General features: G+C 42.6%; 14 protein-coding genes. 7 read left to right on the forward strand and 7 right to left on the reverse strand.

Translation table 11 applies throughout. The annotated features are described in order from the left end of the window. Window positions 1-9 precede the first annotated feature (9 nt). Both ACJVC5_RS14755 and ACJVC5_RS14760 read right to left on the reverse strand, forming a co-directional pair. Entirely contained in the window at window positions 10-963 is a 954-nt protein-coding gene (locus ACJVC5_RS14755) for a trypsin-like serine peptidase (protein WP_408096299.1), read from the reverse strand. A gap of 182 nt (window positions 964-1145) precedes the next feature. Further along, window positions 1146-1457 (reverse strand): hypothetical protein, encoded by a 312-nt coding sequence (locus tag ACJVC5_RS14760; RefSeq protein ID WP_408096300.1) that lies wholly within the window; start codon window positions 1455-1457, stop codon window positions 1146-1148. Between the two features lie 192 nt (window positions 1458-1649). Between ACJVC5_RS14760 and ACJVC5_RS14765 the strand changes: the two genes are divergently transcribed. Continuing rightward, the gene (locus tag ACJVC5_RS14765; RefSeq protein ID WP_408096301.1) at window positions 1650-2780 is read left to right on the forward strand and encodes a DNA cytosine methyltransferase; all 1131 of its coding nucleotides are present in this window, start codon (window positions 1650-1652) and stop codon (window positions 2778-2780) included. Between the two features lie 8 nt (window positions 2781-2788). After that, window positions 2789-4012, forward strand: coding sequence for an AmpG family muropeptide MFS transporter (locus ACJVC5_RS14770; RefSeq protein ID WP_408096302.1), 1224 nt, complete (start codon window positions 2789-2791; stop codon window positions 4010-4012). Here the strand turns inward: ACJVC5_RS14770 and ACJVC5_RS14775 are convergent. Both ACJVC5_RS14775 and ACJVC5_RS14780 read right to left on the reverse strand, forming a co-directional pair. After that, on the reverse strand, window positions 3980-5152 hold the full coding sequence (locus tag ACJVC5_RS14775) for an ankyrin repeat domain-containing protein (RefSeq protein ID WP_408096303.1): 1173 nt from the start codon (window positions 5150-5152) through the stop codon (window positions 3980-3982). The two genes, ACJVC5_RS14770 and ACJVC5_RS14775, sit on opposite strands and share 33 nt — an antisense overlap. A 103-nt stretch (window positions 5153-5255) precedes the next feature. Continuing rightward, complete coding sequence (locus tag ACJVC5_RS14780) at window positions 5256-5915, reverse strand: hypothetical protein (protein ID WP_408096304.1); 660 nt, start codon at window positions 5913-5915, stop codon at window positions 5256-5258. Between the two features lie 129 nt (window positions 5916-6044). Between ACJVC5_RS14780 and ACJVC5_RS14785 the strand changes: the two genes are divergently transcribed. From ACJVC5_RS14785 to ACJVC5_RS14795, 3 genes are all read left to right on the forward strand, one after another. Beyond that, window positions 6045-6857: a DUF2797 domain-containing protein gene (locus ACJVC5_RS14785; protein WP_408096305.1), complete on the forward strand. Its 813-nt coding sequence runs from the start codon at window positions 6045-6047 to the stop codon at window positions 6855-6857. After that, entirely contained in the window at window positions 6844-9453 is a 2610-nt protein-coding gene (gene pepN, locus ACJVC5_RS14790) for an aminopeptidase N (protein ID WP_408096306.1), read from the forward strand. The genes ACJVC5_RS14785 and pepN overlap by 14 nt, the downstream gene beginning before the upstream one ends. A 302-nt stretch (window positions 9454-9755) precedes the next feature. Beyond that, window positions 9756-11180 carry a TonB-dependent receptor gene (locus ACJVC5_RS14795; protein ID WP_408096307.1) on the forward strand — a complete coding sequence of 475 codons (1425 nt, stop codon included), beginning with the start codon at window positions 9756-9758 and terminating at the stop codon, window positions 11178-11180. Between the two features lie 2 nt (window positions 11181-11182). Here the strand turns inward: ACJVC5_RS14795 and ACJVC5_RS14800 are convergent, their stop codons facing one another. After that, entirely contained in the window at window positions 11183-11650 is a 468-nt protein-coding gene (locus tag ACJVC5_RS14800) for a methylated-DNA--[protein]-cysteine S-methyltransferase (protein WP_408096308.1), read from the reverse strand. Between the two features lie 23 nt (window positions 11651-11673). Here ACJVC5_RS14800 and ACJVC5_RS14805 point away from each other — a divergent pair, with 23 nt between their 5' ends. Further along, window positions 11674-12570, forward strand: a complete 897-nt coding sequence (locus ACJVC5_RS14805) for a lipoate--protein ligase family protein (RefSeq protein WP_408096309.1) — start codon at window positions 11674-11676, stop codon at window positions 12568-12570. Here ACJVC5_RS14805 and ACJVC5_RS14810 read toward each other — a convergent pair. Next, the gene (locus tag ACJVC5_RS14810) at window positions 12533-12808 is read right to left on the reverse strand and encodes a hypothetical protein (RefSeq protein WP_408096310.1); all 276 of its coding nucleotides are present in this window, start codon (window positions 12806-12808) and stop codon (window positions 12533-12535) included. The genes ACJVC5_RS14805 and ACJVC5_RS14810 overlap by 38 nt on opposite strands. 94 nt (window positions 12809-12902) lie before the next feature. Between ACJVC5_RS14810 and rpmG the strand changes: the two genes are divergently transcribed. Next, on the forward strand, window positions 12903-13079 hold the full coding sequence (gene rpmG / locus ACJVC5_RS14815; protein WP_408096311.1) for a 50S ribosomal protein L33: 177 nt from the start codon (window positions 12903-12905) through the stop codon (window positions 13077-13079). 109 nt (window positions 13080-13188) lie between these two features. On the opposite strand, the gene ACJVC5_RS14820 is transcribed toward rpmG, so the two are convergent. After that, window positions 13189-13707, reverse strand: coding sequence for an ORF6N domain-containing protein (locus ACJVC5_RS14820; protein ID WP_408096312.1), 519 nt, complete (start codon window positions 13705-13707; stop codon window positions 13189-13191). Window positions 13708-13829: the final 122 nt, after the last annotated feature.

Below are 13829 nucleotides of genomic sequence, written 5' to 3' on the forward strand. Positions count from 1 at the left end.
CCTTAGAGATTACTTGGCAAATTGAGCTTGTTTGATCTTAGAAGTCAGGGCCGTAATTCTTAGAACCACTTCACCCCATTGAACACCACCAAGATTGTCATTACCTACGAAAGCACAGTTTTGAACGTTATCATCACACTTGTTTACAACTAAACAGCTGCGAGGATCGCTTTCTTTGCTTGGACGGTAATCAGTTCTACCTTGAATCAGGATACCTTCAAGAATACCAGTGTTAGCGTCGAATACCGCTGAACCAGAGTTACCTTGGAAAGTATCTAGGTTTGTAGAGAACTTTGTTGAGTCTGTATTTTTTGTTACTTTAGCACCTGGAGAAACCTTTGTCGGTAGACCTGTTGGGTGACCGATAACCACTAGCTGAGCGTTGTTCGCGATTTTTCCAGTCGTACGGAACTTAAGCGGAGCGCGACCTGTAACAGGGCGATCAAGCTTAATGATCGCGTAGTCCATCGTTTGGTTAAGTTCGGCCGCCACTACTGATTTACATGTATAGATGTTTGTTACTGGGATGTCTTTTGTAGGGTTAGCATTTGGTGACTTCATATCGTAACCGAATACCCAGGCGAACCCCTTACAAACGTTCTCTGGTGTAGAGAATGATTTGTAACAGTGGCCGGCCGTGATCAGAGTATCAGGAGCAACCAGGAAGCCTGAACAGTTGGGAGCAATTGGCTGCTGCGAGAATGATTCTGAAGGGCAGATGTTCATCGCACGCTCTAGAGATTCAGTTCCCACGAGGTCGAAAAAGTTTGGTTTTGCTGATTTCTGGAACTGGCGGACATCAATCATACCGGCAGTCGCTTGAGCTAGTTGAAGGTGAAGGTTGTTTCTAACTTGATAGATATCCTGACGGTTATCTGGTCCGTAAACAACTTCAATGCTTTGGTTAGCAGCAAAAGCTGATGAGAGAACCAGAAGCGATGATAGGGCAATTAAGTTTTTCATTCCATCTCCTATGAGGGAAGGTGCGTTGGATCGGGCCATTTATTCCAAAGTAAGGATGGATTGAAAACTAACATCTTCTGACAAATTTTTGACGGATCGCCTAAGTACTTGAAATTGACTCAAGGGAATAAAAAAAGGCCCACCGAAGTGGGCCCTTTTATGAAGCTTTTTAAGGACTTAAATTAAGCTTTTTTGGCCCACATGTTACAGTAAGCGCCTTCTTTAACCATTGGGAAGTCAGGAGTCTTCATAGCGTTTTTCATAGCTGGAAGAGTACACTGGCCAGCGCCTGCGCCAGTAGCTTTATAGTGCTTACAAGTTGAACATTGCTTACCGTTCTTAGCTTGTGGAGAAACTTCTTTATAACCAAGTTTACCAGCAGTAACGAATGTACCAGCGGCAACAGCGTCGTTAAGAAGACCAGCAGCTTTTCCAACTACAGTTGAAACAGCAGCGAAGAATAGAGATGTTTTTAAAAATTCGCGTCTTTTCATATTCAAGCCTTTTGTTAAAAAAAAATGTTTTAAAACGGTGAAATCTTTTCTTGGAATTTTAGCACGAAAAAAAATGATTTTAAGAGTGAAAAATGCGCCTCAAGAGCACCTACTTTTGCTCGAAATATCATGCAAAAGTTTGAGCTATAAAACTGATAGACACTCCGAATAACTTCTAACTAATATTAAAGAATGAAAACACAAACTAAATCATTTAATTTTATCGATCTATTCTCAGGTTGCGGCGGACTCTCTTGCGGTCTAGAAATGGCGGGTCACCGTTGTTTATTGGGCGTTGATGCAAATAAAGAGGCCATTCAAAGTTTTGCGGCCAACCATCACGAAGCGGCAGTTTACTTAGGGGACATTAAAAAGCTTTCAGAAAAGAAGCTAAATGAACTTCTTAAAGGCCAAAAAGTGGACATGGTTGTGGGTGGGCCTCCTTGCCAAGGGTTCTCGACCGTAGGTCGTGGTCTGGTTGAAGATGAGCGTAACCAACTCTTTAAAGAGTTTGTTCGTATCGTAAAGGTGACCCAGCCAAAAGTGATTCTGTTTGAGAACGTAACAGGTCTTGTGGCCAAGAAGAACCAACCAATCTTAGCGAAAATTTTCCAATATTTTGAGAAGCTGGGCTACAACATGGATGCCCGTGTTCTTTCTGCGGAAGAATTTGGTGTACCTGAGAAGCGTCGTCGCGCGATTATCATGGGTGTGAAAGGGGGAGAGTGTAACTTCCCTGAAGTGACTCATGGAAAACGTTCGAAGCAAAAAGTTCGTACAGTCGCTGAAGTGTTCAAGAACCTTAAAGCGAAAAATGGCCAGATTTATAATCATGATGTGAAGGCCGCTCAAATTAAAAAAATTGAAGACCGTGAACGCCTGAAATTTATTCCGGCCGGAAAAGGGATTCGTTATCAAGAAGATGAACTTAACTACCTTCCAAAAAAACTTCGTTACGGCATTGATTGGAACACTCTAAGAGAGAAGCGTTTTCGTCAGACTCGTCTTCAGCGTTTACCTCTGAATGAGCCGTCTCCAACAATTCTTACAGCAAGAACAACTTATTTTCACCCGACTGAAGCTCGTTACCTCACTCCACGTGAAGCGGCCGCTTGTCAGAGTTTCCCGAATGATTTCATTTTTCACGGATCTCAGACGGCCATGTTCCGCCAAATCGGAAACGCAGTTCCACCGGTTCTAGCAGAAGCGCTGGGACAGGCGATTAAAAAGATCGAATTTAAAAAAGGTGTATTTAAGAAGAAAACCGCGGAGAATATCCTAGGTAAGAACGCGTTCCACTACCACGAGTCGACATACCTATGATTGAAACTGTGAAGAAGATTTTTAGTACCCGCATGCTATCCATGCTCCTCATTGGTTATAGCGCGGGACTTCCGCTTCTTCTCATTGGTTCAACTCTACAGGCGTGGATGACGGATGAGGGCGTGGATCTCACGGCCATTGGTCTTGTTTCTCTTTTAGGTCTTCCATACGTTTTTAAATTTTTGTGGGCACCACTCCTGGACCGCTACAAGCTTCCTTTTATGTCCCGACGTAAGGGATGGATGCTTTTATTCCAGATCCTTCTGGTGCTTTGTATTCTCGGTCTATCGCTTACAAATCCGAAAACTGATATTAATCTGGTTTGTGTTTGGGCCTTCTTGATTGCGCTTTTTTCGGCCTCTCAAGATGTGGTCCTTGATGCTTATAGAAGAGAAATCCTTCCTGATGAAGAATTAGGACTTGGTTCATCTCTTTATATTACAGGTTACCGTTTAGCGATGCTGGTGTCAGGTGCCCTGGCCCTGATTCTCGCGGACACTATTCCTTGGAAAGATGTGTATATGTGGCTTGCCGTATTCATGGCACCGGCCATCCTATTCACATTCTTAGCTCCTAAAGAAAATCATCACATTCCTATTCCTGCGAACCTTAAGGCCGCAGTTGTGGGTCCTCTTAAAGATTTTTTCACTCGAAAGGGTGCTTGGATCATGCTTCTGTTTATCCTCATGTATAAAGTGGGCGATAGCATGGCCTCGAATATGACGACTCCGTTTATTCTTGATATTGGCTATTCAAAAACTGATATTGGAACAGTGGCAAAAACCTTCGGAATGGTTGCGACAATTCTGGGAGGGATTCTAGGCGGGACGATGATGCTTAGAATGAACATGCGCTATTCATTGATTGTTTTTGGTGTTCTTCAGGCCGTTTCCACTCTAGGATTTTCTATTCTTCCTTCGATGCCTGTGGCGTTTATGTCACTTGCGACCATCATTGCTTTTGAAAACCTGGCCTCAGGGATGGGAACAGCTGCCTATTCAGCTTATATGGCGTCCTTAACCAATAAGCAATTCACTGCCACTCAGTATGCACTTCTCACGGCCCTCATGGGAATTCCTCGTGTAATTCTCGCTAGTCCTACAGGCTGGATGGCAAAGCAGATGGGTTGGGAAATGTTCTTTGTGGTTTGTACGTTCGTGGCGCTTCCGGGGCTTTTACTTTTGATTCCTGTGTTCCGCTTAGAAAAGCCAGCTCAAAAAGCCGCAATCTAATTCACTTTGGATCTTATCGTTAGTGTTTTTCTCTTCGCTGGTGCGAAGTTTTTTCGCCATTTCTTTTGCCGTAGTACAGGCACTGATCGTGATCTTCTTACCGTCTTTTCTGAAGGTATATTTTTCCGCGGCCGAAAACTTGATGAGTGATTTTACTAAATCTAAACTGTTAAGTTCGATAGCATGAATTAATGCAGATTTTCCGTCTTTGTCCCACAGATGCGGATTTGCATTGTGATTCAGATACAGATCTACAAATTTCTGTTTCTTGGCTACGGTAGATTTAATGAGTGGTGTAACTTCCGCTTCTTTCGGTCCATCTACATTTGAGATATTTAAACTCAAGAGATAGTCGGCGGCGAGGACCGCTTTGTTCTCGTCCTTTGAGTCCACTAAAATCGCCAGTGGATTACAGTTATCATAACTTTTAAGAAGTCCAGGAAAGGCCTGATCAATTTTTTTCAAGCGAGAGTAATCGCCTTGATTCAACACACTTCTATAACTTGCAAGGTCCGGGGCCCCTACTTCAACTTTTAAATAGTTTTGAATAAGTTCCGCCACGGCCGTCATTCGGTTTTCTTCGGCAATCCGAAGCGGACTGCGATCGAGTTTATCAACCAGAGTGAGGTTGGCACCTTGATTGATCAAAAGCAGAGCGGCATCTTCATCAATTTTTTTAAGGGCCAGAATCAGGGCCGTATCACCCTCAGCATTTCTCTTGTCCAAATCCACTTTGAGATCCAGAAGAACTCTCACTGAATTAGAACGACCTTTTAAAATCGCCATCATTAGTGGCGTTTCTTTATTGATGTTGGCCTTATTAACGTCGGCACCTTTCTCAATCAGGAAGTTACGGATTTGATTGAAATTATATTTAATCGCGAGAGTCAGATAGGTTTCCCCATCAAAGAGAATTTCATTCAGATCAATGAAACTGTTTTCCAGAAGGACCCTTTTTAGGGCCGGGAGATCATCCTCAACCACTGCACGCCTCATTTCTTTCTGAGCATAGAAAGAAACCTCGGCCTCGGTAGGCTGGGTCGAATTGTCTTTATTGCCTTTGTCTTCATGTTCCTTTTTCCCGCACGAAGCGAGAAGGGACAGCACGAGACAGCTTGTGGCCAGCCAATAAGATTTCATGAAACGGAGTTTACTAGGGGTTCTGGAGCAGGCGGGAACAAAAGGAGGTTTCGGGAAAACTTTACATGAAAAGGGCCTCTTGCGAGGCCCTAACTAATTGGAATTAGTAAGTAAGATGAGGATTCATCTTCGAAAGATTGATCAGGCGCTTAAGTTGTTTGTCCTTAAGAGCGGCCATACGAAGAAGAACAATTGCGCCGGCCTTATAGCCACGAATTTCGTCATTACCAACAAGACCTAGGAAGCCGGCCTGCTTGTTATTAACGTTGAAGTTCCAGTAACCAGAGATACCAGCAGTTTCGAATCCAACTGGGATCCAAACACCGAATAGCTCTTTGTGGTAGTAGAACGACATATCGTGGAAAGCAGTGTCGATACGAAGTGAATTCTCAAGTTTTCCACCTGGGATACCTGGAACGGCACGACCGTCTGGAAGATAGTTACCATCGCCAAGACCGATGTTGATTGCTTCAAGATCAGCAACGTCTAGGTAAAGGGCCAGAATCATACCACCGTCGAGAACGTTTGGTGCGAACTCAAAGTATGAACGCTTAGTCTTAGGAATTGGAGCTCTTAAACCTGCGTCCACAGTCATGTTTAAGAATTTGAAGGTCATTAGAATTTGACCGTCTACCACGTTAAAGAGAGGTCCCTTAACGCCGTTAATCTCTGGTAGGTTTCCACCCTGTTGACCGCAGCTTGGTGTCAACACAATGGCGAGGCACAGGATCATGGCCTTGAGAGAAAGCATCCATTTTTTCATTTTACCGTCCTTGTTGGTTTACTGAGTCAAAAAACTCATTTGATTCCTATTATTCTGCAAAATATTCCGAATGCAATGTCGGTAGAAATTTCTAAGACAGATGCATCAATTTGTTAGATAATTCGGCCCATGAAACTGACTGGTACACTATCAAAAATGGAAACGCGGCATGATGATGTCGTAAGTTATGGATTGCAACTGCGCGAGGTGCGTTTTGACCTCAACCAAGCCGTTGGGAAGAATCTCCGTTTAACTTACTCCGGTAATATTATCTGCGAGAACTGCGGTAAAAAAACCAAAAAATCTTATGCGGAAGGACACTGCTATCCCTGCACGATGAAATTAGCGTCATGTGATTTGTGCATTCTTAAACCGGAACTATGTCATTTTGAAAAAGGCACATGTCGTGAACCACAATGGGGCGAAGAAAATTGTTTCAAAGCGCACATTGTCTATCTCGCCAACTCATCTGGTTTGAAGGTGGGAATTACTCGTAAAACCCAAGTTCCTATTCGTTGGATGGATCAGGGCGCAAGTGAAGCACTGCCAATTTTAGAAGTTAAGAATAGATTTGTTTCCGGCCAGGTGGAAGTGCTGTTTAAGAAGCACATTAATGATAAAACTGATTGGAGAAAAATGCTCAAAGGTGAGCCTGAATCCATTGATCTCAAAGAGTGGCGGGACAAACTTTTAAAAGAAGTTGCGGAAGAGTTAAAACCATTTGATGTCACTGTTCTTGATCAAGACGTTTTTAAATTTAAGTATCCAGTTGAAAAATATCCTGAGAAAGTGAATTCATTCAATTTGGATAAAACAGCTGAGGTCACTGGACGTTTGATGGGAATCAAAGGTCAGTATCTCATTTTTGATACAGGCGTTCTCAACGTGCGCTCTCACACCGGTTACGAAATTACTCTGGAGGAAATCCATGCAACAGCCTAAGACAATCTATCTAAAAGATTACAAACCTTCTCCCTTCACCATTGATACGATTGATCTGACGGTTGATATTCATGCGGACCATTCACTTGTGACTTCGGTGATGAGAATGGAAAAGCATAAGGACTCTGTTGGACAAAAATTAAATCTTGAACTTAATGGCGAAGGCATGGAGCTGGTGAGTCTTAAGTTTAATGGTGAAGCACTTCCAAATGATCGCTTCCAGCTTTCAAGTGATAAACTTGTGATTCTGAATGTGTCTCATGATGAGTTCACGCTTGAGATTCAAAATAAAATTAATCCGGCCGAGAACAAGGCCCTGGAAGGTTTCTATCAATCTGGACCTCAGCTGTGTACGCAATGTGAGCCGGAAGGTTTCCGTCGTATTACATACTTCATTGATCGCCCGGATGTGATGGCGAAATATAAAACAAAAATGATCGCTGACAAAAAACAATATCCGTTTCTTCTTTCAAACGGTAACCGTCTTGGAGGAGGGGATCTTCCTGGTGGCCGTCACTGGGTAGAGTGGCAGGATCCATTCAGAAAACCAAGTTACCTTTTTGCCATGGTGGCAGGGGACTTTGATGTGGCCCGCGATACTTTCACGACAATGAAAGGACGTAAGATTGATCTTGAGATCTACGTTGATAAAGGAAATTTAGGGAAAACTCCTCACGCTATGAACTCTCTGAAACAGAGTATGAAATGGGACGAGGAAACTTTTGGTCTGGAATATGACCTTGATATTTATATGATCGTTGCGGTTGATTCATTCAACATGGGCGCCATGGAAAACAAGGGTCTGAATATCTTCAACTCAACTTACACCCTTGCGGATGAGAAGAGTGCAACTGACCACGACTTCCAAGGTGTGCAAGGAGTGATTGGCCACGAGTACTTCCATAACTGGACCGGGAACCGAGTGACTTGTCGTGACTGGTTCCAACTAACGCTTAAGGAAGGTCTGACAGTTTTCCGTGATCAGGAATTTTCTTCTGACATGCTTTCTCGCGCGGTAAAACGTCTGGAAGACGTTCGCCTTCTCAAAGACTCGCAGTTTGCGGAAGATGCGGGCCCACTAAGCCATCCGATCCGTCCCTCAAGCTATATTGAAATTAATAACTTCTACACTCGCACTGTTTATGAAAAAGGTGCCGAAGTGATTCGTATGATTCATACCCTGATTGGAAAACAAAATTTCCGTAAGGGGATGGATAAATACTTCGAACTTTTCGATGGTCAGGCCGTGACCACGGAGGATTTCGTTCACGCCATGGAAGTCGCTTCGGGCCGTGATCTTTCTCAGTTTAAGAACTGGTATTCTCGTCCGGGAACTCCGACATTGAAGGTGACTTCAAGAAAAGAAGGGAATGAATTCATTCTAGATATCGAACAAAAATATCCGGTACCAACTGTAAAGGTTGAGGACAACAACGTTCTTCTTATGCCGTTTAAGATCGGTCTTTTGGATAAGACGACAAAGACTGAAGAAGAGCATCTTTTAGAACTTAAAAATCTAAAAGAAACTTTCCGCTTTAAGGTCAATGGGGACGTAACTCCATCTCTTAACCTTGGCTTCTCGGCCCCGGTCATCGTTGAGTATCCATATGAAGTGGCGGATCTGATTGAGCTTATGAGCTTTAATAAGGATCCATACTGTCGTTATGAGGCGACTCAGAAGATTTATGATCACGTCTTCAAAGCAGAATTTTATTATTACAAGGCCAATGGAAAACTAAATCCGGAACTGACTTCAGAATTTAAGAATGCTTTCCAAAATCTTCTTAAAGATGAAAGCATTGATCTTTCATTCAAGTCTTATCTTCTGGATCTTCCGACAGAGAATGGTCTTTCACAAGAAATGCTTCAACCGGATTTCGATGCGATCCATACTGTTCATCACCATTTAAGAAAAAAACTGGGAGTTGAATTCCAGGAATGGTTCTTAAAGGAGCATGATCGTCTTTCAAAAGCGAGCAAGTTTGAACTTACTCCGAAAGCTTTTGGTGAAAGGGCCCTGAAAAATCAGTGTCTCACTTATTTAGTGACCTCTGAAACGAAAGCTGGAATGGGGGCCTTGGATAAGCACTACGCGAACGCCACCAATATGACAGAGGAAGTGCATGCGCTTCAACTTTACATCGCAAGCGGTGTGGAGCTTGAGCATGAGTCGATTCAAAAGTTCTATCAAAAATGGAAACACGATTCTCTCGTGATGCTGAAATGGTTTAGCTCTCTTGCTGCTTTCTCTCCGAAGAAGTCTGCCCTTCCTCGTATTGAGAAGCTTGAAAAGAACGTGCTTTTCCAAAAACAAGTTCCAAACTATTTAAGAGCTCTTTATCTTCAATTTGCGAAGAACAACCTTCATGCTTTCCATGATGATAATGGGGACGCTTACCGCTTTATGGCCCAGAGAATCCGCATGATTGATGGATTCAACCCTCAGGTTGCTTCAAGGGCCGCAGGGGCGTTCTCTCTTATTAATAAACTGGATGCTAAAAGACAGACTGAGATGAAGACAGCACTTAAGTCGATTATGGACGATAAACCGTCTCGTGATACTTATGAAGTGATTTCGAAATATCTAGCACAATAACATTTTCATGGGTCCGCTCTTTGGGGCGGGCCTTCTTTTACTTCTGATTTTTCTGGTCTTCAATTCTCACCAAACGAACTGCTGGTTCTCGTGACTTAAACGCCAGAACTGCAACGGTTGTTAAAAATAGGCCCACAGAAAAAATAAGGTATTCCATAAAGTACTCCTTGAAGGATTTATCGGCATTTCCCTCTGTAAAATGATGCTTTGGGTTAGTGTTTTTTCTCCTCAAAGCTTGGAAATTGGTGATACAATTCCACGGGAAATCAACAATTTCAGGTTCTTAAGGGAAACTAACCATCATGGAAGCTACACTCTCGCTTAGGCAGAAAGCACTCAAAATCAATCTGGCAAAGAGGTTCTATGGAACGTTTGCTGAAATTGGTGCCGGACAGGAAGTTGCCCGACATTTTTTCCAGGCCGGTGGCTCAAGCGGTTCAATCGCAAAAACCATCTCTGCCTACGACATGACCTTTTCTGATTCCATTTACGGTAAAGAGCCTTCTGGCCGTTATGTGACTCAATCACGACTCTTAAGAATGCTCGATAAAGAGTTCCAACTTCTGGAAGAGCGTCTAGGAGAAACTCGTGGTAAAAATCACCAGTTTTTCGTGTTCGCCAATACGGTGGCCGCTCTGAATTTTCAACGTACCAATGAGGCCCACGGTTGGCTCGGCATGCGTTTTCAAGACGCTCCTGGTTCTGAAGTGAGTGATGTTGTCATTCACGTTCGCATGCTTGATCCACAAAATCTTCTGCAACAAGATGCTCTTGGGATCATGGGGCTTAACCTTGCTTACGCTTCATTATTTTTGGCCCACGATCCAGAATGCTTCATCCGTTCGCTGATGGATCACTTAGATACTTCTCGAATTGAAGTAAATTTTATTCGCTTCGGTGGCAAGATTTTTAAAGACGTTGATAACCGTTTGATGAACCTTCAACTCTTAAAAGAAGGTTACACTCACGCCATCATGTTCGATGAGCAAGGTGAAGTGGTGCTTGCGAATGATGTTCTTTATAAAAAAGACGTCCTGGTGGTGCGTGGTTCATACCGTCCACCAACGCTTGTGAGTATGGACATGATCAAAACTGGTGTCGCCAATTTTGCCAAGGATTTTGGCAAGAAGGTCGAAGATGTAGTGACCATTTCTGAAATCACCATTTCTACCCTTAAAGCGGATGACGGTGACATCACGAAAGAGGACTTCCTCGCGCGTGTGGATCTCATGTGTGCCATGGGACAGAAGGTGTTAATCACCAATTATCCTCAGTACTACAAGCTTGCGAACTACTTCGCGAAATTTAATGTTCCTCACCTAGGTCTGGTGCTTGGTATTTATAACTTCCAACAAATCTTTACTGAAGAGTATGCCAATGTTGAAGGGGGAATCCTCGCGGCCCTGGGACAATTGTTCCGTGATAATGTGAAGGTCTACATCTATCCGTATAAGTCTGAGAAAGGGGCGATTGAGACCCTTGCGAATCTAAAAGTTCCGGCCCAATTCGATCACTTGTTTGCTCACATCAAGGCGATGAAGCAAATTGATGATGTAGGTAATTACAATAAAGATATTCTCCATATCTATTCTTCAAAAGTGCTTCAGATGGTTGTGAATAATGAGTCAGGTTGGGAAGCGATGGTGCCTCCTCAAGTGGCCAAGAACATCAATGATAAGTGTCTTTTCGGGCACCCTTGCTTCATTGGTAAAAAGAACAAAGAATAAAATTATCGAGCGCTCTCTAAACCCAGGAGCGCTTTTTTCATTTCAAGTCCGTGGGCAAATCCGCCCAAGTCTTTTGAACCCACGACTCGGTGACATGGATAAATAAGCATCAAGGGATTTCTTCCGCAGGCCGTTCCAATCGCCTGGAAGGCGCGAGAATTCATTTTGACAGCGAGATCGCGATAAGAGGCCACTTTACCGAAGGGGATTGCCCTCATGGCATTTAGGACCTCTAATTGAAAAGGTGAGACTTCTCTTAGGTCCGTGGGAATATCGAGTTCTTGAGATTCTCCTGAAAGATAAGAAAGAAGTTTTTGATAACAGTCCTCAAAAAAAGCATTTCTCGCTTCCGGTTCCTGCGGTTCTACCACATGAATGGAACTCAAGGTTCTACCATCGTGAGTGGTTAATTTGAGAGCTCCTACAATAGGAAGTAACGGCAGGATAACGCTCATTGATTGTTCTTTCATGGTGAAAAGCTTATCATGGCCACATGATGAATGTCTTCACTTCGCCCTTTCAAAATCCTTTCATTAACCTCGCCCTTGAGGACCATTTTTTGCGTGGAGGAGCGGATCTTCCGCTTTTGTTTTTCTATGTAAATCGTCCGAGTGTGGTGCTGGGCCGTTTTCAAAATCCATGGGTCGAATGCAATCTTCCGTATCTTGTGGAAAATGATATTTGGATGGTAAGACGTCAAAGCGGTGGAGGATGTGTTTTTCATGATGAAGGGAATTTAAATTTTAGTTTTATTGTTCCTGAGGGAATGATTGACCGAAAAAAACACGCGGAGATTTTGCAAAAAGCTTTTTTAAAAGCTGGAATTGAACTTCAGATTTCTCCCCGTAATGATCTATGGCTTCAGGACGGAAATGGTGAGTGGAAAAAAGTCTCTGGGTCTGCTTATAAACAAACAAGAGAGGCCTCTTTTCATCATGGAACTTTTTTAGTGAGTTCTGATCTAAATAAACTCGAAGAAAGTTTGAAGCAAACCATGGCGCCTAAGAACACCAAATCCATAGCCTCGGTTCGCTCAAAAGTGATTAGTTTGCAACAACGTCATCCTGGCGTTGAGATTCAAGACGTGATTGATCTTGTGGCCCATTCACTTCACACCATTCCGATTCTATTAGATGGCAGTCTTCTTTCTTTGCCTGAAATGCAGGCGAGTTTTAATATGTTGAGAAGCTGGGATTGGCTTTGGGGAGAGACGCCTCTGTTTGAACTTGAAACTTCAGAGGGCGTGAAATCTATTCGCAAAGGGATCATCGAAGAAACGGGTGAGAAGTTTTCTCCCGCGACGATGAAGGGCCTTCTTTCAGAGGAACAAATTCAAAAATATTTTCCGGATTTTAGTGAGCAGCACACGTCGAGCAACCAGATTTTGTAGCTGTCTGGTCTTCGAAGGTCCAATCATTGTAGTTTTCATTTAAATAGAAACAAGCATCCGATAGTGAATCGAAGGTCTCTTGGAAGACTTCTTTTTCTTCGTTCTCAAGAACTGTTACATAATATTCCAGACGGTCTTCAGTCATGGATTCAGGGTTCGAGCCAAAGCTGATAAAGGCCATGAAGCTGCCTTTTTCATAACGGCAATATGTCCAATTTTCTATGTTTACGCATTGCATCCGACTCTCTCCATCAACTAACACTTGTCAAGTACTTACGGGTAGTCTATAGTGTGTGGACTTTTAAGTAAATGATTACCATTGCGAGGATATTATGGCTAAGGGACCACGAGTTATTGTTACTTTAGAATGTACGGAAGCTAGAAAAGAAGGTGCTTCACCTTCTCGTTATACAACTTCAAAAAACAAAAAGACGACTCCAGAGCGTCTTGAAATGAAGAAATATAACCCAAATCTTCGTCGTCACACTCTTCACAAAGAAATTAAGTAATTTTCGAAAGAAAGATTTCATAAAAAAAGGGACTCTAGGGTCCCTTTTTTTATTTGTACTATTTCTAGCGTCATCTAATCCGATGTACTTGATATCGCAAATTGCGATATCAAGTTTCCTTATTTAATCCAATTTTTTTTCGATCTTTCGGATGCTCAGGAAGTGTTTCTTCTAAGGAATCTAATCGCTCAAAAACAATTTTAAATAGATGGTTCGTAGACTTTTCAAGTCTTCCAACTTTTTCTGAGATTGTTTTATCCATGGCCAAGAAGCTTCTTAATCTGACAAATGTTCGCATTATCGCAATATTTACAGAAATTGCTCTTTCACTACTCAGGACTGATGACAACATTGCGACTCCACATTCAGTGAATACATAGGGCATTTTTCTTCTACCTCCATGTCTTTCTGCTTTAATCTTCATGAGGTTTTGGAGTTCGTTGAATTCGAACTCTGTAAGTTGAAACATGAAGTCTTCAGGAAATCTTTTAAGATTTCTTTTAACTTGTTCATTCATACGGCCTGTAGGGATTTCGTAAAGTTCGGCCAGGTCTGAATCCAACATCACTTTTTGATCTCGAATAATGTAGATCATTTTTTCGATTTGGGTTGGGCTTGTTTTTTCCACTTATTGTCTCCTCATTGCAGTTTTTGGAATTCTTGATTAACTCGAGTTCCATCAAACAAATGGCAAGACTATATAGAATTGGGTCGAATCACTAGAATCTTAATTTATTCTTGTAAATGATT

The organism is Peredibacter sp. HCB2-198 (genome assembly GCF_045999315.1).
Taxonomy (GTDB): Bacteria; Bdellovibrionota; Bacteriovoracia; order Bacteriovoracales; family Bacteriovoracaceae; genus Peredibacter.